Source organism: Vasconcelosia minhoensis LEGE 07310, from assembly GCF_015207255.1.
GTDB classification, from domain to species: Bacteria; Cyanobacteriota; Cyanobacteriia; order Phormidesmidales; family Phormidesmidaceae; genus Vasconcelosia; species Vasconcelosia minhoensis.
Map to the genome: position 1 here is coordinate 39637 of NZ_JADEXG010000021.1, position 22629 is coordinate 62265.

General features: G+C 54.8%; 21 protein-coding genes. 12 read left to right on the plus strand and 9 right to left on the minus strand.

The window, feature by feature from the left end; all coding sequences use genetic code 11:
- Positions 1-206: 206 nt before the first annotated feature.
- The 3 genes from IQ241_RS10760 (at position 207) to IQ241_RS10770 (ending at position 2220) form a co-directional block, all read left to right on the plus strand.
- A complete protein-coding gene (locus IQ241_RS10760; RefSeq protein WP_193906882.1) occupies positions 207-1325 on the plus strand; it encodes an FAD-dependent oxidoreductase in 1119 nt (372 codons plus the stop codon).
- Between the two features lie 312 nt (positions 1326-1637).
- Positions 1638-1868, plus strand: coding sequence for a transposase (locus IQ241_RS10765; protein WP_193906884.1), 231 nt, complete (start codon positions 1638-1640; stop codon positions 1866-1868).
- A 7-nt stretch (positions 1869-1875) separates the two neighbouring features.
- The gene (locus IQ241_RS10770) at positions 1876-2220 is read left to right on the plus strand and encodes a nitrile hydratase accessory protein (RefSeq protein WP_193906886.1); all 345 of its coding nucleotides are present in this window, start codon (positions 1876-1878) and stop codon (positions 2218-2220) included.
- Here IQ241_RS10770 and IQ241_RS10775 read toward each other — a convergent pair.
- On the minus strand, positions 2217-2837 hold the full coding sequence (locus IQ241_RS10775; protein WP_193906888.1) for a cysteine hydrolase family protein: 621 nt from the start codon (positions 2835-2837) through the stop codon (positions 2217-2219). The two genes, IQ241_RS10770 and IQ241_RS10775, sit on opposite strands and share 4 nt — an antisense overlap.
- Positions 2838-3119: 282 nt before the next feature.
- Here IQ241_RS10775 and IQ241_RS10780 point away from each other — a divergent pair, with 282 nt between their 5' ends.
- From IQ241_RS10780 to IQ241_RS10790, 3 genes are read left to right on the plus strand one after another with little or no spacing between them, the layout of a single operon-like run.
- On the plus strand, positions 3120-4157 hold the full coding sequence (locus IQ241_RS10780; RefSeq protein ID WP_193906890.1) for an ABC transporter substrate-binding protein: 1038 nt from the start codon (positions 3120-3122) through the stop codon (positions 4155-4157).
- 20 nt (positions 4158-4177) lie between these two features.
- Positions 4178-4984, plus strand: coding sequence for an ABC transporter permease (locus tag IQ241_RS10785; protein ID WP_193906947.1), 807 nt, complete (start codon positions 4178-4180; stop codon positions 4982-4984).
- Between the two features lie 4 nt (positions 4985-4988).
- On the plus strand, positions 4989-5807 hold the full coding sequence (locus tag IQ241_RS10790; protein ID WP_193906892.1) for an ABC transporter ATP-binding protein: 819 nt from the start codon (positions 4989-4991) through the stop codon (positions 5805-5807).
- A gap of 38 nt (positions 5808-5845) precedes the next feature.
- On the opposite strand, the gene IQ241_RS10795 is transcribed toward IQ241_RS10790, so the two are convergent.
- Complete coding sequence (locus IQ241_RS10795; RefSeq protein ID WP_322743628.1) at positions 5846-6337, minus strand: Lrp/AsnC family transcriptional regulator; 492 nt, start codon at positions 6335-6337, stop codon at positions 5846-5848.
- Positions 6338-6432: 95 nt separating this feature from the next.
- Here IQ241_RS10795 and IQ241_RS10800 point away from each other — a divergent pair, with 95 nt between their 5' ends.
- The 5 genes from IQ241_RS10800 to IQ241_RS10820 all read left to right on the plus strand — a co-directional run bounded on the left by IQ241_RS10800 (position 6433) and on the right by IQ241_RS10820 (position 12575).
- Positions 6433-7203 carry an ABC transporter ATP-binding protein gene (locus IQ241_RS10800; RefSeq protein ID WP_228021578.1) on the plus strand — a complete coding sequence of 257 codons (771 nt, stop codon included), beginning with the start codon at positions 6433-6435 and terminating at the stop codon, positions 7201-7203.
- Positions 7200-7985, plus strand: coding sequence for an ABC transporter permease (locus IQ241_RS10805; protein ID WP_193906898.1), 786 nt, complete (start codon positions 7200-7202; stop codon positions 7983-7985). The genes IQ241_RS10800 and IQ241_RS10805 overlap by 4 nt, the downstream gene beginning before the upstream one ends.
- Positions 7986-7987: 2 nt before the next feature.
- Positions 7988-9031 (plus strand): ABC transporter substrate-binding protein, encoded by a 1044-nt coding sequence (locus IQ241_RS10810; RefSeq protein WP_193906900.1) that lies wholly within the window; start codon positions 7988-7990, stop codon positions 9029-9031.
- A 222-nt stretch (positions 9032-9253) separates the two neighbouring features.
- Complete coding sequence (locus tag IQ241_RS10815; RefSeq protein WP_193906902.1) at positions 9254-10888, plus strand: carbon-nitrogen hydrolase family protein; 1635 nt, start codon at positions 9254-9256, stop codon at positions 10886-10888.
- Positions 10889-11024: 136 nt separating this feature from the next.
- Complete coding sequence (locus IQ241_RS10820; protein WP_193906910.1) at positions 11025-12575, plus strand: amidohydrolase family protein; 1551 nt, start codon at positions 11025-11027, stop codon at positions 12573-12575.
- A 20-nt stretch (positions 12576-12595) separates the two neighbouring features.
- Here the strand turns inward: IQ241_RS10820 and IQ241_RS10825 are convergent, their stop codons facing one another.
- From IQ241_RS10825 to IQ241_RS10840, 4 genes are all read right to left on the minus strand, one after another.
- Entirely contained in the window at positions 12596-13708 is a 1113-nt protein-coding gene (locus IQ241_RS10825; RefSeq protein ID WP_193906912.1) for an Mrp/NBP35 family ATP-binding protein, read from the minus strand.
- On the minus strand, positions 13701-14678 hold the full coding sequence (locus IQ241_RS10830; protein ID WP_193906913.1) for a HEAT repeat domain-containing protein: 978 nt from the start codon (positions 14676-14678) through the stop codon (positions 13701-13703). The genes IQ241_RS10825 and IQ241_RS10830 overlap by 8 nt, the downstream gene beginning before the upstream one ends.
- Positions 14679-14726: 48 nt before the next feature.
- Positions 14727-14954: a 4Fe-4S dicluster domain-containing protein gene (locus IQ241_RS10835; RefSeq protein ID WP_080811359.1), complete on the minus strand. Its 228-nt coding sequence runs from the start codon at positions 14952-14954 to the stop codon at positions 14727-14729.
- Between the two features lie 63 nt (positions 14955-15017).
- Positions 15018-16721 carry a fumarate reductase/succinate dehydrogenase flavoprotein subunit gene (locus IQ241_RS10840; protein WP_193906915.1) on the minus strand — a complete coding sequence of 568 codons (1704 nt, stop codon included), beginning with the start codon at positions 16719-16721 and terminating at the stop codon, positions 15018-15020.
- Positions 16722-17106: 385 nt separating this feature from the next.
- On the opposite strand from IQ241_RS10840, the gene IQ241_RS26170 reads away from it, so the two are divergent.
- The gene (locus IQ241_RS26170) at positions 17107-19107 is read left to right on the plus strand and encodes a LysR family transcriptional regulator (RefSeq protein ID WP_193906917.1); all 2001 of its coding nucleotides are present in this window, start codon (positions 17107-17109) and stop codon (positions 19105-19107) included.
- Positions 19108-19116: 9 nt separating this feature from the next.
- On the opposite strand, the gene IQ241_RS10850 is transcribed toward IQ241_RS26170, so the two are convergent.
- From IQ241_RS10850 to IQ241_RS10860, 3 genes are all read right to left on the minus strand, one after another.
- Positions 19117-19926, minus strand: coding sequence for an ABC transporter ATP-binding protein (locus IQ241_RS10850; RefSeq protein WP_193906918.1), 810 nt, complete (start codon positions 19924-19926; stop codon positions 19117-19119).
- Between the two features lie 40 nt (positions 19927-19966).
- Positions 19967-20824: an ABC transporter permease gene (locus IQ241_RS10855; RefSeq protein ID WP_193906920.1), complete on the minus strand. Its 858-nt coding sequence runs from the start codon at positions 20822-20824 to the stop codon at positions 19967-19969.
- Positions 20825-20938: 114 nt separating this feature from the next.
- Positions 20939-22453, minus strand: a complete 1515-nt coding sequence (locus IQ241_RS10860; protein WP_193906922.1) for an ABC transporter substrate-binding protein — start codon at positions 22451-22453, stop codon at positions 20939-20941.
- Positions 22454-22629 lie beyond the last annotated feature (176 nt).

Consider the following 22629-nt stretch of genomic DNA (forward strand, 5'->3'; position numbering starts at 1 on the left):
GGGGGCCTGCGCGAGCAATCCAACTTGCTACTTGTTTTTGTAAACGATTAAGTTGACCTACTTATTATGGACAGCTTGGAGTATTGTAGCTGGTTAGGTTAGATAGGCTGCAAGCTTGGAGTATATCTAGCTGATTTTTGGGTAGATATACTGTAAGAGTAGATCTAATCAGTAGTTATGTGCCAAATTTCTTCTCATTGCGAGCAATGCCAGTGAAGTCAAAAGAACCTTGCGTGATAGTGGGTGCGGGTCCAACGGGACTGGCTGCAGCACTACTGTTGGCAAAGCGCGGTACTAAGTCCCGCATTGTGGAAAAGCGTCTTGAACCGTCAGCGCATTCCAAGGCATTCGGTGTCAATCCACGAACACTCGAACTGCTCGAGGGCACTGGAGTGACTGAGCGTTTATTAGAACACGGTCGTCGTATGCAAGCCTTAAACCTCTGGCGCAAAGGCGATCGTCTGTTTCACCTAGATTTATCGAAGGTAAGACACCGCTTCCCATTCATGCTCATTTATTCACAGGCTAAGACAGAGGCATTACTTGCCGAAACGTTAACTGACCTGGGCGGCGAGGTAGAACGAGGTGTCGAGTTTCTGTCACTGAATGACGAACAAACACGCTGTCTCAGCCGCCTTCGACACGCCAATGGCAGAGAAGAAGAGATAACAACCTCAGTCATTCTCGGTGCCGATGGTCCCAGTAGCACCGTCCGCAAAACGCTCGACATCCCATTTGATGGGTCCGACTATGATAACGATTGGTACCTATACGATGTGGAGCTTGAAACATCGCTGAATGCGGATGAAGCCCACGTCTTTTTGCTGAACGATGGTGCAATGTTTATGGTCCGTATAGAGGACAACGTTTGGCGTGTCCTCGGCAATGTTTCAGAACTGCTCGGACGGCTACCACGAGGCTCGAGTCCTGGTAACGTGGTATGGGAGTCTGATTTCAATATCGCGCATCGCATTGCGCAAAGGTTCCAGCAAGGTTGCGCTTATCTGGGTGGTGATGCTGCGCATATCCATTCCGGTCTGGGCGCACGCGGTATGAATCTGGGTATCGAAGACGCATACGTATTCGCAGAACTTACCGCAGTAGATCAGCTGAGTCGCTACCATGACCTGCGCCACGGTACAGATTATCGTGTGCTGCGACAGGTTCAACGCATGACCGAAGTGCCAAAAGGTAAATCCGCATTCTCCCAAGTTGTGCGTCGAGTTGCTCCACTCATAGCACCTTTCCTTCCTCTCGGTGCTAGCAAGATGCGTAAGTGGATTCTGGGCTTGGAGCATGAGGTAATCGCCACAAATGGCTCATAACCACACAGTGGAGCGGATAGCATAAGGTCTCCTCGCGTCGTTTTAGTCATGTTTGCCGCCGCTCACTTTAGCCATTAGCTGGCTCCGCACAAAGATCTTGCACTCATTCTTCAAGGGTATCGGTAAGTGCGAAAACATTCAGAAGGTGATGTCTTAAAGCACTCAGCCATAGGCTGGGTTGACGGCAGAAAACCCAATCACTTTTTAGTAACTACTCAGGCTGAGGGAGAAGAGAGGGAGCACTATAGTGGACCCCAAAAACTGGACAGGTAGCTAAGCTCCGAATCACTCAAAAAATGATAGGAGTTATTCATGAGCAGAAAACGCAGACAGTATAGTCCAGAGTTCAAAGCAAAAATTGCGATTGCAGCTCTCCGAGGCGACAAAACCGTCGCTGAGCTAGCTAGCCAGTATGAGATCCATCCGACGATGCTGAATACATGGAAGCGTCAGCTGCTAGAGAACGCTAGCGAGCTGTTTGACAATGGGAAGACAGCCAGCAAGGCTCAATTGTTAAATGTCAAGGCCGTAGCGGTGACGTGACAGTCAGTTGACAGCAGAGCCAAACACCCCAGTTCAAATTTCTGGACTGCCGCCTGGAATACTGACGGAAGCAGAGGAACCGGTATTTCAAGCCCCTTGGCAGGCCCATGCCTTTGCCCTTGTGAATCAGCTAACAGCAGCAAAACAGTGTAGCTGGGCTGAGTGGACAGACTATCTGGCCAACGAAATCTCTGCGACAGAGCAGGTATCCCCAGGGTCAAAAAGCTACTACGAGCAGTGGGTCGGTGCCTGTGAGAAGCTGCTTGTGGCAAAGGGGCTGCTCGACCCGACAGCAATCGACCAGAAGATGACGGACCTGCTGGCTGAGCGTGAAGGGGAACATCAGCATTAGGATGGGATAGAGGCAGAAGCCGCTACGGCCTGACTCGAAGCAGACAGGGCTTCGATAAATTCCTGATGGATCAGTCGCGACTCCCGCTGCAAATATTCCATAGACTTGAGGGCAGCCCAGTGGGCCTCCCAGTCTGACCCCATGCAGCAGTCTTCAATCACGAAAAAGTGATAGTCGTGTTGATGGGCATCAACGGCGGTGTAGTGGATACATACATTAGTCAACGAGCCCATAATCACTAACATTTTGACCCCCAGCCCGCGCAGCAACAGATCTAGGTCGGTAGCAAAGAAAGCGCTGTAGCGGCGCTTGGCGATGGTGAATTCGCCATCGCGGGGGTAGAAGTCGGAATGGAAATCGGTACCGGGCCAGCTTTCAAGACAGTGAACCGGTTCGGTGCCGTCTAGCTCCCGGCCAAAGTCTACCATTTCTTTCCGATGGACTTCCTTGGTATGGATAATCGGCATTCCAGCTGCCCTAGCGGCGGCTAATGTTTTCTTAGCCAGCGGCAGCACCTGTGCCGAGCCCACAATGGGCAGGGGACCATCGTCAAAATTATCGGCTTGAAAGTCAACAATCAATAGAGCGGTTGCACTCACGTCAAACGCTGAAACCATACAGGCGTCATCCTTACGATGGGTCTACCGGCAAGCGATCTCTCCCAGGCAGAAGGGAAAATTACAATCTACATCTAATTCAAACATTAGATTAGCGAATTAGCAATGAATGTCCTTGCAATTGCTTTTCTGGCAGTCAAATTGGAAATTAATTTGCTTATTCTGTGTATAAAACTACAAAAGGTCTCGATCGGATGACCTAGTCTATAAGACATTAGCGATCTGTTATCTCTAGCTCCCTCCGATCAACCTGCTTAACTGTCGTCGGCGTAGGATTCAGTCATGTGGTTTCAAAAGTCTATCACCCTGTTTTTGATCAGTGCGGCGATCGCCTCATGTAGCTCCACTGAACCGGAAACCTCTGCAACATCGCCATCTGAAGCTGACTCGGCTGAAGCGCAAGAGCTGATTCCGGTTAAGGCCGGACATCTGGTTGCGCTGGATATGGCTCCTCTGTTTGTTGGCGTCGAGTCTGGTTGCTTTGAAGAAAACGGGCTGGCGGTGGAGACCGTATTTTTCACCAATCCAGGCGACAACAATTCGGCCTTAGCGGGCGGATCTATCGACTTCAGCACCAATCCGTTTACCCTGCCCTTCTTTGCCGCCAGCAGCGGCGTGCCGATTAAAACTATTGCTGCTGCGGGGGGATGGGGCGTGATGCAGGTGATCGCCAAAAGCGAATATGAGATTGCTTCCGTTGCCGATTTGGCGGCCTATATTGAGGCCAATCCCGATCAGCAACTGCGCATCGCTACCCTGCGGGGAGACACGCTGGAGCTGATCTTGCTGGATGCCTTTGAGCAGGCAGGAATTTCAGCTGACGATGTTGAAATGGTCTATTTTGACGATCTGCTGGCCATGGTCGATGCCTTTAGACTGGGTGAGGTTGACCTGCTGAGCCATATCAAGCCCTATACGACCCAGTTTGTAGAGAACGGTGAGGCGACAGTGGTTACCGATAATGCCGAGATCTGGTCCCCCACCACGCCGAACACGGTGGTGAGTGTTCTAGAACAAACGCTAACGGAGCGGCCTGAGGTGGTAGAGGCTTACCTGAAGGGGCTCCAGTGCGCGGCCGAGATGATCAACGAGACGCCAGAAGACGCGATCGCGCTCCTACAGGGCGGCAACTACTATCGGGTTGAAGATGACGTCATGCTAGAGGCGTTTACGTCTCAACCGTCCCCCATCACCTTTACGCCGGACCTGAAAGCGGTTCAGGGCGTGGTCGATCAGATGGTCGCGCTGGACTATATCAAGGCTGACGTCCCCGCGAGTGAGATCTTCGATACTTCCACGATTAAAAAGCTAGAGCAGTGATGTCAGCGGTCGGTTTCGCCATGTTTAATCCCAAGTTTGATCAGAGTTGGAAACGGTCGGTCTTGTCAGTCACCTGTGGGCTGATTTCCTGCATCGTGTTGATTCTGCTGTGGGAATGGATGGGCTCAAGCCCTGAAAATCCGGTCACGCAGGTGCTGCCGCCGCCCTCTAGATTCTTGCCGGTGCTGTTTGAAAGCGATTTCAAAATTGGCCTGGGCTCCCAGTCTGCCTCGATCTATCAGTCGATTTTTGTCACCCTGCTGCGCGTGCTCACCGGCATGACGCTGGCCTTTGTGGGCTCGGTGCTCTGCGGGATGCTGATTAGCCTTTCCAAATGGTCTGAGCTTTTTATCCTGCCGATTTTAGGGCTGATTGCGCCGATTGCGCCCATTGCCTGGGTGCCGCTGGCTCTAGTTGTCTTTGGGATTAGCAACCTGACGGCGGTATTTATCGTATTTATGGGGGTCTTTTTTACCCTGACGATTGCAACGGTAGCCGAGATCAAGCGCATCCCTGACAATCTCCTGATCACCGCTAAGAACCTGGGCGGTCAAGAGTTTAACGTTTGGCGAATGGTAATTTTACCCTCAGTTCTGCCGGGGGTGTTCACGCTGCTGCGGCTCAACTTCATTGCCGCCTGGATGGCTGTACTGGCGGCTGAGATGACCGGCCTGCGAGACGGGCTGGGCGCGGTGGTGATGACCGGCCGCAATTTATTCAACAGCAATCTGATTCTACTGGGGATCTGCGTCATTGGGATTACGGGCTTTGCCGTCGATCGGCTGCTGCTGCTGATCCAGAAAAAGTTCTTCTGGTGGCAGGTGTAGGCGGATGAGTCAGGTCCCTTCTGCGGTGTTATCCTGCCATAACCTCGGCAAAAGCTTTGGGCGCGATCGCAGGCGCGATACCGTGCTGGCCGACATCAATCTCAGCCTTCAACAGGGAGATTTTGTCACCATTCTGGGCCAGTCCGGAGGGGGTAAGTCTACCCTGCTGAAGCTAATGGGCGGCTTTCTGGCCCCCTCGTCGGGCAGCGTTTCCTTTCACGGCCAGCCCCTAAAGGGGATTACGCCGAAGATTGGCATGGTCTTTCAGGAGCATAGCCTGTATCCCTGGATGACCGTCGAGCAGAACATTGGGTTTGGCTTCAAAGTCAGGGGCGAGCTGCCCCAAAGCTACCGAAATCGGGTTCAGAACATGATCGAGCAGGTAGAACTTGACGATGCCCGCAAGCGCTATCCGCATCAGCTGTCGGGTGGGATGAAGCAGCGAGTCGCGATCGCCCGCTCGCTGGTGGTCAAGCCCGATGTGCTGCTGCTGGATGAGCCCTTTTCAGCCCTAGATGTTCAGCTCAGGCGGCAGCTCCAGGCTTTTTTGCTAGCGATCTGGCGAGAAACCTCCACCCCCATGCTATTGGTCACCCACAATGTGGAAGAAGCCATTTTGCTGGGTCAACGGCTGATCGTTGTAGGCGATCGGCCTGGGCAAATTATTGCAGAAGTCTCCACCGCTGCGGCTGAGTTCCGGGGTCGGTATCATCCCAAGTTTTTGAAGCTTCAGCGCCATTTAGAGTCTGTACTCGAATACAACTCAGCCACCGCTGACCTTGAGTACCATCCAGAGGAAACGGCGTCGGCCTGGCAAAACTAGCCCGTTCAACAAGGCAACACATTTGGAGTAAAACAAAACTATGACTTTAGCCGAATCGGGTACTGGGCCTTATGAATTTTAAGAATAGTTCTGGAGTGAATTTTGACAATCTCTGACTTGCCTTTCATCCAGTTAATAAAATCTATCAGGTCATCGTTATCTTCATAAACGTATTCCATCATGATGTTAAATTCTCCGGTCACAGAGGCGATGTAGCTTACCTTTCTGATCTCGACCAGTGCATGCAGCGTGGATTCAAAAAACAATGGGCTAACATCAAGCTCAAGATAGGCAACATTTTCATACTTCAGCTTGCCCGTATCAATAAATGCGCTAATTCTAATGATTTCTTCATCTAGCAGCCGCTTCACCCGATATCGCACCGTCGCTTCTGGAACGCCAATCTCGCGGGCGATATAGCTATAGGAAATGCGGCCATCGGCCTGGAGGTATTCGGTAATTTGTAAGTCAAGCCGATCGATTTCATGATCTTGAATGCTAACGGTATCCTTATGATTTGACTCAGACACTCCCGCTCTCCTGGCTAGTATGGCTCCCTTTAGTGTAATCGAAATATAAAAACGGTTAGATATCAACAATGCCTGTCTCAAAAGCTGCACCATCAATGAAAAAACCTCAGGAGGCCAGCATATCGATTACCGGACTCGCTAAACGGTTTGAAAAGAGCCCGCTATACCAGAATTTTTCGCTTGAGATCCCCGGCGGTCAAATCACCTGTATCTTTGGCCCCAACGGCTGCGGTAAATCGACCCTGCTGAACATGATTGCGGGGCTGATTCCCCTCGACTCGGGCCAGGTCCGGTTTGGCGGCAGGGCTTTGAAAGATATCAAAATTGGCTATGTCTTTCAAAACTACCGCGATGCGCTGTTTCCCTGGCTGCGGGCCATCGACAACATCAAGTATCCCCTCTCCAGCACGGGCGTATCCAGCCGTCAGTGCCGCCTGCGAGCAGAAGAGCTGATTCATCAGTTCGACGTTGGGTTTGACTTAAATCGCTATCCCTACGAGCTGTCAGGCGGACAGCAGCAGCTGGTTTCGATTATGCGATCGCTAGCCACAAAGCCAAAGATTTTATTTTTAGACGAGCCTTTTTCGGCGCTGGACTATGAGTCAACGCTGTCTATTCGAGACAAGCTTCAGGACGTGTTTATCTCTACGGGGGTCACAATCGTGATGGTTAGCCATGATTTGGAGGAAGCGGTTTATCTGGCCGACAATATTGTGCTGCTGACCAAGCGACCCACTCAAATTGCTGAGGTGATTACCTTCAACGCCGGACGCCCCCGGACGCCCAATATCCTATCGGACCCTGAGTTTGTTCGGCTCAAAGCCTATAGTCTAGATGTCTTTCGCAGAGAGGCCAATCGGTCATGAGCAGTAGCTCTTTAAATCGCCTTTCAAAAGCTGCAACTTCCCTTTTGTCAGTTAATATTGGCACCCTGATTCTCCTAGCAATTTGGTGGATTGCAGCCGCCCTAGAGCTGATCGACCGGGTGCTCTTACCCACCCCAGCGGAAACTTTCGTGAGCCTCTGGAATGCCTTAATCTCTGGAGACATCCTCCAAGATTTTGGCCTGACGCTCTACCGCAGCCTCTATGCCTTTATGATTGCCCTGGTGATTGGCGTACCCATCGGCATTATTCTAGGCTCCAGTGAAAAGATTTATCAGTCATTTGAGTTCCTAATCGATTTCTTTCGCTCCACTCCGGCCACGGCCATGTTCCCGCTGTTTCTAATTGTTTTTGGGATTGGGGATTTCGCCAAAGTCGCCGTAGCGGCGTTTGCAGGAGCGCTGATCATTTTCTTTAATACCGCTTACGGGGTGATGAATGCTCGCAAGACTCGGATTATGGCGGCCAAGGTGATGGGGGTACCCCGCTGGAGAGTGTTTCGGGACGTGATTTTTTTCGAGTCCCTACCGCAGACGTTCATCGGCCTGAGAACCTCGATATCCCTAACGCTGGTGGTGATCATTGTGGCCGAAATGTTTGTCGGCTCTACCAACGGCATGGGTCAGCGGATTATCGACGCTCAGCAGGTGTTTGATATGCCCCAGATGTACGCCTCAATTATTGCCACGGGAGTGATGGGCTATGGCCTCAATCAAATCTTTTTAATTACCGAAAACAAGTTTGTCCATTGGAAAGGAAGGTAATCATGTCAATGTTTAACCGTCGTCAGTTTATCCAGTACGGTGCCCTGGCAGCGGGGTCAGGCGCGATCGCGGCCTGTAGCGGCAGTCAGACTGCGCCCAGTAGCGACAGTTCCAGCAGCCCTGAAGTCATCGTCAAAAAGGAGAAGGTCGTTGCATCCTGGCTGCCGATTATGCAGACGACCGCCTACTACGTCGCTCTTAAGGAAGGTCTGTTTGAACAGGCGGATATCGAAATAGAGTCCGTCAAATTTGAGAACCCCAATCAAATCATTGATTCGCTGGTCTCCAGTCGGGCTGACTTTGGTCCTCCAGGCGCGGCAGCCGGTATCACCGTCCTGGCTGAGGCGAAAGCGCCGGGTACGTTTAAGGTGTACGGCTTGCAGGGCGGGGGAATTAAGAGCGGCTTTATCAACGATGGGCTAATTGTCAAACCGGATTCTTCAATTCAGTCTTTCAAAGACTTGAAAGGGCTCAAAGTGGGTACGATTCCAGGAGTGCAGTGGGAAACCATCCTAACCTACATTCTCCATAAGAACGGTCTAGAGCCAGGCTCAGATGTCACTATCGAGCAGATGGCGGTTGGTTTACAGCTGCCCTCGGTAGTTTCGGGGGCAGTCAATGCGACCCTTTCGCTGGAACCGGTCGGTTCGATTGCCGAGGCGACCCAGCAGGCCAAAAGGGCGATGACGAATCCAGTAGCGATGTTTATCGCCGATCCCTTTTATTCAGGGGCGGCGGTGCTGACCACGAAGTTTTTGCAAGATCGTCCGGAGACAGCAGCCAAAGTGGTTCAGGTGATTGATGAAGCGACCCGGCTAGCCAATCAAAACTTTGACCAATATCGCCCCGTGATCTCTGAATATACGGCCCTCAAGTCTGAGCAGGCCAGCTATGTCGCTCAGCCCCGGCTGCGCAGCTTTAGCGAGCTGGATTCAACCGATATTGACTCTTACCAAAAATTTGTCGATGTGTTCTATGAGGAAGGGGTGTTAGATCAGCAGATGGACGTGACGGAAATCATGCTTGATAAATCGGAACTGGCCTGATGCGATGCCCTTGGCCTCATCCTAAATCCTTCTCCCAAAACTGTGAGAAGGATTTAGGATGAGGGCCAAACACGAACAGGGCAGGGGTTTCAGAGGTCGTGTATACACGGTAGCCCCTGGGAGAAGGGGAGCCATCAAACCCATCGTTTGTTTTGTCACTGTTTAGCTGCACCGACTCACAGCTCCCGCTGTTCATTCGATAGAGGACTCTAGCATTTACGCATGGTAAAACCTCAGTTTCGAGCGTCCATTGTTCAAACCCTGGCTGCGCTAGGAGATTTACAGCACAATATCCGGCTGCTTGAGAAATATACGTCACAGGCGGTACAGCAGGGAGCTGAGCTGATCGTATTTCCAGAATGTATGAACACCGGCTATCTATTCGATAGCCCTGAGCACTGCTTGGAACTCGCGGAATCCCTTCAGGGAGAGTTCGTCAAAGCCATGGCGCGCCTGTGTCAAAAGCACGGTATCTATCTCGCCAGCGGCTTTACTGAAAAGTCAGCGACCGATGCCAAAGTCTATAACAGCGCCATTTTACTAGACCGCTCGGGAAACCTTATCCTGCACTACCAAAAGCAGTTTCTGGCGACCCACGATCACAACTGGTTTGAATGCGGCACCAAGGGCTGTCCCGTTGTCGAAACAGACCTGGGCCGGATCGGCGCGATGATCTGCTTTGATGGGCGGATTCCAGAAATCGTGCGCTGCCTGAAGCTGAACGGGGCGGACGTCATTCTCGATATGGCAAACTTCTTCGCCATGGACCAGGCGGAACTCTGGGTGCCTGCCCGCGCCCTGGAGAATCAGGTGTGGATCGTGGCGGCAACCAAGTCTGGGGTGGAGCGCAGCATCTATTATCCCGGTGGCAGTATGATTGTGGCTCCAACCGGGCAGGTCATGGCCAAGATTCCCTATGACACCCACGACGTTGCATTGGCAGACATTTTTATTTCTCAAGTGCCCGAGCCAGGACTGATCTGCGATCGCCGTCCCGACACCTATGCCATCTTAGAAAAACCGTTTGAAGATACGCCGCTGGCGCCCCTGCTCGCCGCCCCGCTGGTTCCCGAACGGTCCACGGTCAAAGTTGCCGCCGTACAGGCCCATCGAACATCAGAATCGGGCAGCCTTGAAGCAGCGTTTGAAATGATCTCCCATGCGGCTAAGCTCGGTATTCAGCTGCTGGCGCTACCGCTATATTTTGGGCTGGATACCTGGTCGCCAACCGTAGCTGAGGCCAAAGCCGCTGCGGCTCAAGCAGCCATGCTCATCGAGCAGGGACAGAACATTGCTAAGCAGTACGGTTGCCTAATGGTGCTGCCGCTGATTGAGCAAATTTCGAGCGTTCTAGCGAGCTCGGCCGTCCTGATTGGCCCAGATGGCTCAATCATGGGCAGCTACCAGCAAGTCCATTTAGATGCCGCCACCCGAGCCTGGGCCAGTCCGGGAAATAATCTGCCTGTCTTTGAGACGCCCTGGGGTCGGATTGGCATCATCCTGGGATACGACGGGTGGTTCCCTGAAAGCACAAGAGTGCTAACGCTGAAGGGAGCTGATATCATCGTCTGGTCTTCAGCCTGGCGTCAGGCAGAGGAAAGGACGCTGCTGACCGTTCCCAAGGCAGAAGATAATCGGGTTTATCTGGTTTGCGCCAATCGTACCGACTGCCCCTACCCGGGAGGTTCTTTCGTTGTTCCCCCGGATGGCTTCCCCAGCTGGAATTTAGATATTGCAGCGCCGCCGGTGACCCGTCAGGGTGCCGTCATGCCAATGTTTGCAAACTTAGCACTGTCCCGGCAGAAGCTGATGATTCCCAAGGTAGACCTGGTGCGCAATCGCCCCATCGCTCAGTAGGTAGGTTTAGTTGTCTATATACCGTCACCCGTAGCCTCTCTAACTTTAAAGAAAGCGTATCTTAGGGCACAGGGCTGCCTGCCTTTTTTGTATAGATATAGTGCTAGCGATGACGACAAAAAGGACGAGATGCTCAATGGTTGCCTCTAATCCCCACGCTAAGACAGAGCCCGTGCAGCTGATTCGAGGCCGCTGGGTGTTTACGGAAGCTGGCGTCCTCACCGATGGGGCGGTAGCGGTCCAGGCCGAGTCAATTTTCGAGGTCGGGGACTGGGGCAGGCTGCGCGATCGCTATCCCGACGCCGCTGTTCTAGGCTCTGACCAGCACGCGGTACTGCCCGGCCTGATCAACGCCCACCACCATAGCAACGGCGTCCCCAATTCGCTGCTGGGCGTAGAGGATGACTTTTTAGAACTGTGGCTGTTCGCCAATATTGGACTGCGATCGCAGGATTCCACCCTCAAAACCCTGCTCAGCGCCGCCGCCCTGCTGAAAAGTGGCGTCACCACCGTACTCGATGTCGCCACCGTCGGCGGCTCAGCGGAGGCCAGCCAGTCCGCGCTGCAAAAACGGCTGAGGGCCTACGAGCAGGCCGGGTTGGGGGCTGTCTTAGCCCCCGGTGCCAACTATGACAGCTTTCTAGTCCACGGCACCGGCCAGGATGACGCCTTTTTAGCCAGGCTGCCAGAACTGCTGCAAAATCAGGTTCAAAGCCTGAAGCCGCCCGAACAAGGGCTCTCCCCTTCCGACTACCTGGAGATAGTCAGTGATGCGGTGCGGCAGTATCAGTCCCATCCCCACATCGACGTCTGGTTTGGTCCGCCCGGCCCGCAGTGGGTAGGCGACGAGCTGCTGCAAAAAACGGTCGAGACCGCAGACCGCTTAGAGACGGGCGTCCAGACCCACGCCCTGGAATCATTTTATGAAAAGCTGATCGGGCCGCGTTTCCATGGCCAGTCGGTGATTGCCCATCTGCATCAGCTGGGGGTGCTGAGTCCCCGCTTTTCGATCGCCCATGGGGTCTGGGTGACTGAGGCGGATATCGAGATTCTGGCCGAAACCGGCGCTTCAATTAGCCACAATCCCAGCTCCAACCTGCGGCTGCGGGCGGGCATCGCGCCCCTCAACGCGCTGCTGGCCGGCGGCGTCACAGTCGGCCTGGGGATGGACGGCACCACCCTGAACGACGACGAGGACATGTTCACCGAGATGCGGCTGGCGGCCCGACTGCAGCGAACCCCTCAGATTGGGAAACCGGCCCCGACGTTTGCCGAAATTTTTCAGCTGGCGACGGCGGGCGGCGCAAAGCTGCTGGGCAAAGCACAGACGCTGGGCCGGCTGGCCCCGGGGTACCGGGCTGATATGGTGCTGGTGAAGTGCGATCGCATCACCTGGCCCTGGGTGGCCCCAGAAGCTGACCCGCTGACGGTCGTGATGATGCGAGCCCAGGCGGCCGATGTGGATACGGTGCTGGTGAACGGTCAAGCTGTCGTTAAAGCCGGTCAGCCTACCGGCTTTGACCTGCAAGCCGTCGGCCAGGAGGTCGCTGCTCAGCTGGAAGCCGCGCCGGATCGTTTTGCCTATCGCGCTCTGGCCCAGGCAATCCGACCCTATCTGGCAAAATGGTATGCCGCCTGGGAGTTTCCTGAGCAGCAGCCCTACGCAGCGTTTAACGCTCGAAATTGAGCGGCTTATCCTGAACGCGATCACTCAGTCATGCCCTGGGGTTGACATTTCTCTCTGGCATCCTGGCCAAAGGTTTGGTTCAGCCCCAGTGCAATCTGGCCAAAGATCTGGCTGATGGGTGCGTCGGGTACCTGTAGGGGCAGCGGCATCCCGGCATCGGCCTGAGCACAGATGCGAGGATCGATGGGCACCTTTCCCCATAGCGGCACCTGGAGCTCGGCGGCAATCTGCTCGCCGCCGCCAGCCCCAAAGATGGGCGTGGGTTCGCCGCAGTGGCCGCACAGCAGGTAGCTCATGTTTTCCACCAGCCCCAGCACCGGCACCCCGACCTGCCGGAACATATGAACGCTGCGGCGGACATCGGCTACTGCCACCTGCTGCGGTGTAGTCACCATCACGACGCCGCAAATCGGGCTTTCCTGGACGATGGTGATCTGAGCATCGCCGGTACCGGGGGGCAGATCGATCAGCAGATAGTCCAGCTCGCCCCAGTCTACTTCGTGGATAAACTGGGTCAAAATTTTGTGCATCACCGGTCCCCGCCAGGCCAAAGGATGGTCTGACTGGGCCAGCAGGCCCACCGACATTAGCCTAATGCGGTGGGCTTCCAGGGGAATAAACCGCTGACCGTCAGGAGTCTCTCTGACCTGTACATTGGACTGTCCCAAGCCCAGCATCTGGGGCACGTTAGGGCCGTAGATGTCGGCATCTAGCAAACCCACGCTGGCCCCGGTCTGGGTCAGGGCCGCCGCCAAGTTGACCGCCGTTGTAGACTTGCCGACGCCGCCTTTGCCGCTGGAGACCGCCAGGGTAGTGCGCACTCCCGAAATTGTGCAGAGCTGCACATAGACTTTCTTGCACCAGGGCAGACCTGCTAGCTGCTGCTGCACTCGATCTTGCAGCTGATGCTGGTGAGACCCGACGTAGAGTCGTAAGTAGACGTAGTCATCGACGACTCGCAAATTGCGCACCATGCCCAGGCCGACGACATCGGCGCTGAGCTGGGGTTCCATGACTCCCTTAAGCAGCTGCGTGACTTCGGCCTTGCGGGCCAGGGCCTGGGGGTCGGGGGAAGCTGATTCGGGCTGGCTCGCTGCGTCGGCGGGCTGGAAGGGGGAAGCATGGTTAGGCATTAGACGTTTCTGATTGGGATGCCTGAATATTTACGATCGCGCGTTCTGAGTAAATCCGCACGTCCATATCCGGGTCGTCCAGGGTTTGCTGGAGGGCAGAAAGGGTGCTGGGCTGACCCAGGTTGCCCAGGGCCGTGGCAGCATCGCGCCGGACGTCGGAATATTCGTCAGAGAGCGCCTTAATCAGGGCGGGAATGGCTCGCTCGTCAGCCGTCTGCTGCAGGGCGCGGGCGGTGAATTTACGCACCTGCCATTCCGGGTCGGCCATGGCCGCGACCAGGGAATCAATAGCCGCCGGGTCGGCCAGCAGTTCTAGAGACTGGGCCGCATTGCGCCGCACCTGCCAGTCGGGGTCGGCAGTCAGCAGCCGACAGAGTAAAGGAACAACCTCCTGATCGCTGAGATGGCCCAACGTTAGTGCCGTAGACCGGCGGACGCTCTCCACCGGGTCCTCTGCCAGCGCCAGCGCCGGTTCACAGCGCACCACCTGGTTCAGGTAGCGCAGGGTCGTGACTGCCGCTTCCCGCAGCTCGGGCCGCTCGGACTGGAAGAAAGGCAGGATAAACGGCAGCGCTTGGGCGTCGTGAATCTTACGCAGCAGCACCAGCACATTCAGCTGGGCATGGGCATCCTCCTGCTGGAGTACGTCCAGCAGCTTCATCAGGTCTTGGGTCGAAACCAGCTCCTTCAGGGCCGACAGGGCCTCATCCCGGACTTCTGCATGGGGAGAGCTGAGACATTCAATCAGGGGCGGAATCGCGACGGGATTCGCCAGCTCCCACAGGGTCGTCACCGCCAGGGTCTGAACAGTTGGGCTTTCGTCGTTGAGGGCTGCGATCAGGGGTTCTATCGCATCTTCATCGCCCAGGTGCTGCAAAGATTTAATCGCGACCAGGCGTTCGTTTAGCTCAGGAGATTGCAGCATCTCCACCCACTGAGCGACTTCTGGGTCCATATTGGGGGTTTGCATGGGCTGTTCTCCATATAACGGCTGGGTGAATAACGGCTGGCAGCACCATCAGCGCAGCAAAAAGGGAATTTGCACCGTGATGGCGTTGGTCGGACATTCCTTCTCGCAGGGCAGGCAGAACCAGCATTCGTCATACTTCATGTAGGCTTTGCCCGTATCTGGATTCTTCACTAGAACGTCTAGCGGGCAGACCTCAATGCAGGCGACGCATTTCTCCAGACATTTCGATTCGTCTACGATCACGGGGACATCGACGCGCTGAGTGGTTAACGCCATAAAACTCTCCTTTGGTTGGTTATCGTTTAACGGTTGCCTAACAGTTGCTCACAGAAATAAAGGTCAGCGCACCGCTACGTCGTAAACTTCCTCCTCCAGGTCTACATTGACGACGTAGGGTTCGACCGGGCGTTTGAACAGCTCCATCTGCCCGGCCTTATTCTTCTTGATGTTGACGTGGCAGAACCATTCTTCGTTGTTCTTCTCGGGATAGTCCAGCCGGTAGTGATACAATCCCCAGCGGCTTTCTTTGCGGTACAGAGAGGCCCGAGCGGCCATTTCTGCACAGTCACGGATGAAGTGAACCTCCATACAGCGCATCAGCTCATGGGGATCTTTTGCGCCCATCTTCTCCAGGGTTTGCTCATAGGCAACAAACTTCATCAGGCCAATATCCATCTTGTTAGGAGACTTAGGCGGCTGCAGGTAGTCATTCACCAGCCGCCGCAGTTTGTACTCCATTTGAGTATGGGGGACGCCCTCAGGCTGCTGGAGCGGCTGATAGATGCGCGCCTGCTCGGCGGCTAAGAATTCTGCATCGGGTTCCACATGGTCAAGGGACTGAATATGCTCCATTGCGTTCTGCCCGGCGATGCGCCCATAGACAAAGGCCCCAATCATATAGTTATGGGGAACGCTAGCCATGTCGCCAGCGGCGTAAAGTCCTGACACCGTGGTTTCGGCCTTTTCGTTAACCCACACCCCCGAGGCGCTGTGGCCGCTGCACAGGCCAATCTCTGAGATATTCATCTCAACGCCGTGGGTGCGGTAGTTTTCTCCCCGTTCCTGGTGGAACCTCCCGCGGCTAGGCCGTTCGTTGTCCCACAGAATGGACTCAATTTCAGAAATGGTGTCGTCGTCCAGGTGGTACATCTTCAGGTGGACCGGCCCTTTGCCTGAGTTTAGCTCCTTCCATACCTCCAGCATCATCTGGCCGCTCCAGTAGTCACAGTTGATGAAGCGATGGCCCTCGGCGTTGGCGGTGTAGGCCCCAAAGGGGCTGGCGACGTAGGCACAGGCCGGGCCGTTGTAGTCTTTAATCAGGGGATTGATCTGGAAGCATTCAATGTTAGTCAGCTCAGCCCCAGCATGATAGGCCATGGAGTAGCCATCCCCGGCATTGGTGGGGTTCTCGTAAGTGCCATAGAGGTAGCCCGAGGCTGGTAGCCCCAGCCGACCGCAGGCCCCGGTGCAGAGCACGACAGCGTTGGCCTGAATCACCACAAAGTCGCCGCTGCGCACGTCTAAGCCGACCGCGCCGGTGACGCGGCCATCCTGCACCATCACCCGGGTTGCCATCACCCGGTTAGTGACGTTTACCTTGTGGCGCTTCACCTGGCGAGACAGAATTTTCTTCAGGTCCTTCCCTTCGGGCATCGGCAGCACATATTTTCCCACCCGATGCACCTGCTTCAGGTCGTAGTTGCCCTCGTGGTCTTTCTGAAACTTGACCCCCCAGCTTTCCAGCTCCTGAATCACCTCGAATCCCAGGCGACCCGTTTCGTAAACTGCCTTTTGGTTTAAGATGCCGTCGTTGGCAATGGTAATCTCGCGGGCGTACTGCTCTGGGGTAGAATTGCCGGGAATGACGGCGGTGTTGACACCGTCCATGCCCATCGCGATCGCGCCGCTGCGCCGAATATTCGCCTTCTCCAAAATCAGCACGTCGCTTTCTGGACTGGCCTGCTTAGCCTTGATGGCGGCCATCGTTCCGGCGGTGCCACCCCCCACAACTAAAAAATCTGTTTTCAAATACTGAGTATTCACTCAACCCCTTCCTCAATATGTACGGCTGACTTGTCCGGCAGCAAAGCCCAAAAGCGCAGATTGATTTTAGTGACGCTTGAAATCCGCGATCGCGCCTCGGGGCTTTGCTATTCACATTTTAAAAGAGGCTCAGAAACCGTAGAATTCTCTTTGTAACACTGACTACGGTTTTTGAATCAAAGCTCTCTATACACTCATAAATAACTTTCATAGGATCAACATCGGCGTTCAGCGCTCCGGCTTTAGTCATTTTCGAGTGAACCGTTTAAGCCTGTGCTCAAATTGACAGAAGCATGGGGAGTAAGTCATATAATTCAAGTCTTAGGACATGGATTATTTATTCATTAAAAAAATCTAAACTGGCGCTGTATCCCTCTTTAAAAATGTGGAAATCTATCAGCTTAACGTCTTCCTGGAAGTTGCCCGCTGTCTAAGCTTTACTGAAGCCGCCGACGCGCTCAATCTCACCCAGCCCGCAGTCAGCGCCAAGATTAAATCTCTAGAATCGGCATTGCAAACGCCTTTATTCAATCGATTAGGCAGGCGAATTGAGCTGACTCAGGCAGGCCAGTATTTGCTGGAGGAAGGTCCCCAGCTGATTGATTTGGCAGACCAGCTCGTCGCTGAAATAGATGAGATTAAGCAAGGCAAGCTGAGCTCGCTGAAAGTGGGCTGCATGGCAGATATCAGCAGCCACTGGCTGCCTTCATTTCTGTTTAAATATCGGCAAAAGTATCCGCAGGTTCAGGCTAAGTGCATCCAGTTTGACGCGGTCGAAGACCTCTATCGGGCGATTAAAACCGGCGAGGCCGATATCGGCATTTCTGAACTGAGCTTTTCGGCCTTTGATGAAATGGCTGAAACGATTATTGATACGGTCCAATATTCACTGGTTGTTTCTCCCAGCCATCATCTGGCTCAGCAGCCCTGGCTCAGTCTCAAAGAGCTGTGCAACCAGTCCTGGGTGTTGCTATCCGAGCGGGCCAGCAGCCGCATTATCTTAGAAAAACGGATGGCAGAACTGGGCCTTAGCCTGGCCGATTTTGCCCAGGTAGAAATCGTCGATTCTCCCAGTTTGGTTCGCACCTACGTGATGCAGGGCCAATATCTGAGCTTTGCCTCGGAGGTTGAGTTTCAGCTAGAGCAGCAGGCGGGGCTGATGAAGCGCGTTGCCCTGGAAGAATTTGCCCTGGGACTGCCGCTCTATTTGGTGATCTCTAAACGGCTGAGTCGAGCCCTAGAGACGCGGGCGCAGCAGCCGTTTCGGGGGCGGCAGGCGCTGGAGCCGATTCAGCAGCTGATCGAAATGCTAGCGCACTGGCCGCGGCCAGCCAACGAACCCAGTCGAGTGGCTCGCTTTCAGTCTCCGAATTTTCGGGCGCGCTCTGGCCCATCGAGCGTTTCCGAAACGCTTACCCTCACCATTGGCACCCAAAATCGAACTATCCAAACGGCGACAGCGGGGCTGATCATTCAGCGGCTGGGGCTGCTGGAGCATTTTTTACCTCGGGAAGGCCGCTATAGCGGCACTCAGTATCGGCTGCGGTGGAAAGACTACGACTCTGGCGCGCCGATTGTGGCGGGGCTCAAGGCGCAGCAGATCGATATTGGGATTTTGGGAGACTACCCGCTACTGCTGAGTGCCGGACAGGATGACCCCACCACAACGGCCATGGGCACCCGCCTGGTTAGCTTTGTCGCCAGCAACCCCGATGGGGCAGGCAACGACATCATCGTGCCGCAAAATTCTCAGCTCCACTGCATTGAAGACCTCGACGGGCGGGTGATTGCTGTGCCCTTCAGCTCTGCCGCCCACAGCATGGTGATGCGATCGCTCCACCATAGGCAGCTGCTGAATCAGGTGACGCTCACCTCCATTGACAATCTCAATACCCAGCAGCGGGGGCGGAATGCGATGCCGGTGGACGGCTATGCCTACTTCGCACCGTTCCATGAAATCGCCCGACATCAGGGGCAGTTTCGCCAGCTGCTGAAGGCCAGTCTGGATGGTCTGCCTACCTTTCACGGGGTGGTGGTGCAGCAGGACCTGGCCGACAGCCATCCGGAGATTGTGGTGGCTTACCTGAAGGCGCTGCTGGCCGCTCAGTATTGGTACCAAACCCAGCCGATGGCGACGACTTTAGTTAGCCGCTGGGTGAATATGGATGCGGCGATTGTAGCTAAGACCCTGCTCGCCAGAGAGCGGACTGGAGCTAGTCACGTCACTACGGGTGTTTATCTACCCGAGACTCAAATCCATACCGACTGGCTCCAGGCCCATATTCAACAGCTCAGCCAGATTGACGGCCATGAGCATTTGCCCCAGCTGAACCTGGACCGCTGGGTGCAGCCGGAATTTTTAGCCAGCGCGATCGCGGCCATCTAGCCGACCTATCTAGCCGGCCTCCATACTCTTCAGGGTTTCCTCCCGGATGCATTCAAAGACCTGCCGATGCAGATTGATAAATTCCGTCGATAGGGTATCGTCGAAGTGGCGGGGGCGGCTGAGCCTGATCGGCAGCTCCGCTTTGATATGGCCAGGCTGCACCCCCATGATGTAGAGGCGATCGCCCAGGAAAATCGCTTCTTCGATGTCGTGGGTGACGAAAATGACCGTGGTTTTCAGGTCTTCCCAAATATCCAGCAGCAGCTCCTGCATCATATGTCGGGTCTGGGCATCTAGGGCGGCAAAGGGCTCATCCATCAGCAGCACCGAGGGCGAATTCACCAGCGCTCGAACAATACTGGCCCGCTGCTGCATTCCGCCCGAGAGCTGGTAGGGATAGCTGTTGCGATGTTTGTAGAGCCCGACGCGATTCAGATAGTCATCTACCAGTTCCCGGCGGCTGGGCTTGGACAAGCCGCGAATTTTGAGCCCCAGCTCGATGTTTTGAAAGGTTGTTTTCCAGGGCAGGAGCGAATATTGTTGAAAGACAAAGCCGCGATCGGCGCCAGGGCGAGTAATCGGCTGCTGATCGACCGTCACATAGCCCGCCGTAGGCTTGATAAAACCCGCGACCAGGTTGAGCAGCGTCGATTTACCGCAGCCCGAAGGCCCCAGCAAGCAGGCAAACTCCCCTGGCCGAATTCCCAGCTGGATCTCCTCCAGCACCCGATTTTCGCGACCCTGACGGTGAAACGAAACCGAGAGTCCTTCGATCTGCACTGCCCCTTTGACGCTTTGCTCGACCTGCTGCATTAACATGGTTAAAGCCTTTAGATAGACAACTGAACTGAGTTAACAATCAGGCACTCCCCTGTTTACGGATCACCCGCCAGGGCATCAGGGCACCGGTGGCCCGGCTGACAATCCAGGAGCTCGCCGCCCCCATCAGGCCAATCAGCAGCATGCCCATGACAATCGGCGGATAGTTGGAGGTGACGTAGGATTCCCAAGTGATGTAGCCTACCCCGTAGCGCCCCGCCAAGATTTCAGCCGTCACCAGGCAGAACCAGGCATTGCCCATGCCGATGGTGAGGCCGCTGGCAATGCTGGGCATAGAGCCGGGCACCACAATGTGCTTAAAGATATGCCAGGGCCGCGCCCCTAAGCACTGGCCGACGCGAATCAGCACCGTATCGCTGAGCGTACTCTCGACGCCGCGCACGGTGCTGATTAAGACGGGGAAAAAGGCCCCAATGGACGTGATATAGACCATGCCGCTTTCGGCATTGGGAAACATCAGAATCGCCAGGGGAATCCAGGCTACAGCGGGAATCGGTCGCAGCAGCTCCAGGGGCGGCAGCAGCAGGTCTTCAAAGGCTTCAAACCAGCCAATCAGCACCCCCAGGACAATGCCCAGGCTAGAGGCGATCGCATATCCCAACAGCACCCGCATCAGGCTGGATTTGATATGGACCCAGGGGTCAGCGGTAAAGAACTCCAGCGTCGCCTTCGCCACCTCAGTCGGAGCCGGCACCAGCTGAAAGTTAATAAACAGGTCAAAGCCGGTCGCGCACAGCAGCTGCCAGATCCCAAAAAACAGGGCCAGGGCCAGCAATCGCCGGATCGAACGATTCGCCAGCAAAAAGGGATTGGCCTTGACCTGGGCTGACCGGGCATAAGGGCTGCCCTTGCCGATATTCGAAGCCGTTACCGCCATGCTAGGTCTCTCAATCACGTCACTTTCGGCCCGTCAGCCTCACCTTAGGGGGCGAAGCTGACAGGATTCTGTATTCCAGCTCTCAATTTGTCTATCGGTATCACCCAGCGCCGACTACAGTGCGCCGACCAGGGCGGACGGTCGCCTGGCGTAGATCTCCTGGAGTCCTCGGAAAGCGGTGACCTGCCCACCCGACTCCGTCGCATAGGTCTGGGCGTCGGACTGGAGCAGAAAGGCCGATACCTCATCGCCGTTGCTGACATAGTAGGAGTTTTCCGCAAACAGCTTCCAGCCATTTTCGCGATCGTGGACAAACATCACATCGGCGGCTTTACCCTCTTCCTGTAGCGTCGCCAGCGCCTGGAGCATGTTGGGAATCGAAGCAAAGTTAGTCACCTGCTCTTCCTCCTGCACCCAGTACTGCGCCGCCAGCTTCGGGTCGGTAATCTCCTCGCCGGTGAGCGCATCCTCGCCGGTGATCTGATAGCTTTCAGCCGTCTCAATCACCTCGTCATAGTTCAGGCCCATGTCTTCCATCGCCTGCCGCAGGTAGCTTTCGTCGATCCAACCGGTCACTTCTTCAGGATCGACTGGGGTTTCAATTTTGCCCAAGCTGGTCAGGGTGGCAATGCTGTTTTTCAGAGCGCTAACCTGCACCTCTCGAATCGTCGGGTCTAGCGGCTGCAGCCCGGAAGGCCCCAAGAACATGTAGACGACTTCCTTATCGATTCCAGACCACTCCTCAATCTGAGCTGACGTTCCCTCGGGATCTTCGCGGAATATCTGGTTGGCTTCCAGTACGGCTTCTAGATAGGCCACGACGATTTCAGGATGCTCCTCGGCAAAATCAGAGCGCACAACAATGCCATGCAGCGTCGGCACCCCGGTTTGAGCCCCGTCAAAAATCTTTTTGGCAAAGCCGCGGAAGGGAAACAGTTCTCCAAAGGGCACAAAATCTGCATGGGCATCGATTTGCCCGGTACGCAGGCTAGATCCACCGACTTCTGGTGCTTGGCTGATCAGCTTGACATCCGTTTCTGGATCAATTCCGGCATCGCTCAGCGCTTTCAACACCATGCCGTGGGCCGCTGAGCCAAAGGGAACTGAAACGGTGCCTCCCTTCAAATCTGCTAAAGACGTTGCATCGCTGCCCTTAGGAACGACAACTGCATTTCCGGCTCCGTTGGGGCTATAGGCTAGCGTGCCAATAAAGATAGAGTTGGCGTCCTGTGCCTCCTGCTGAAACTTGATTAAATTGATCACCGCTGGGAAGTCTCCCATCAACCCAATATCAATCTGATCGGCTAGCATTTTGTTCGTAATCGGCGGCCCTGAGGTATAGCTAGACCATTGAATATCGTACTCAACGCCTTCATATTTGCCATCGGTGGGCAAATGCTTTTCTAATAGCTCCAGCTCTCGTACGGTAGCGCCGCCTACGGCGGTGTTGATCACCTGATCCTGAGTGCCGATGGCAATTCGGATCGTTTCTCCAGAGCCGCCCCCGGCGGCAGCTTCCCCAGTCCCCGAGTCAGCTGAGGGGGTCGAACAAGCACCAACAAATAGTAAGGAAGTTGCAAACAAGCCAGACGTAATTCTTTTTCTTGACCCGCTCAAAAAATGTTTCATAGCCACACAAAGCCTCGATTTGAAATTATTTATTCCATCTATTCGAAGGTGCAACTGTAAAGCGATATACATTCATATTCGGTTCAATCTTTTTACCCATAAGATTCATTTTTGAATTGATTCACTTTCTTTATGCCAGCCTAAAAGCACGATTTCAACGAACTTTTTGCCGGCCT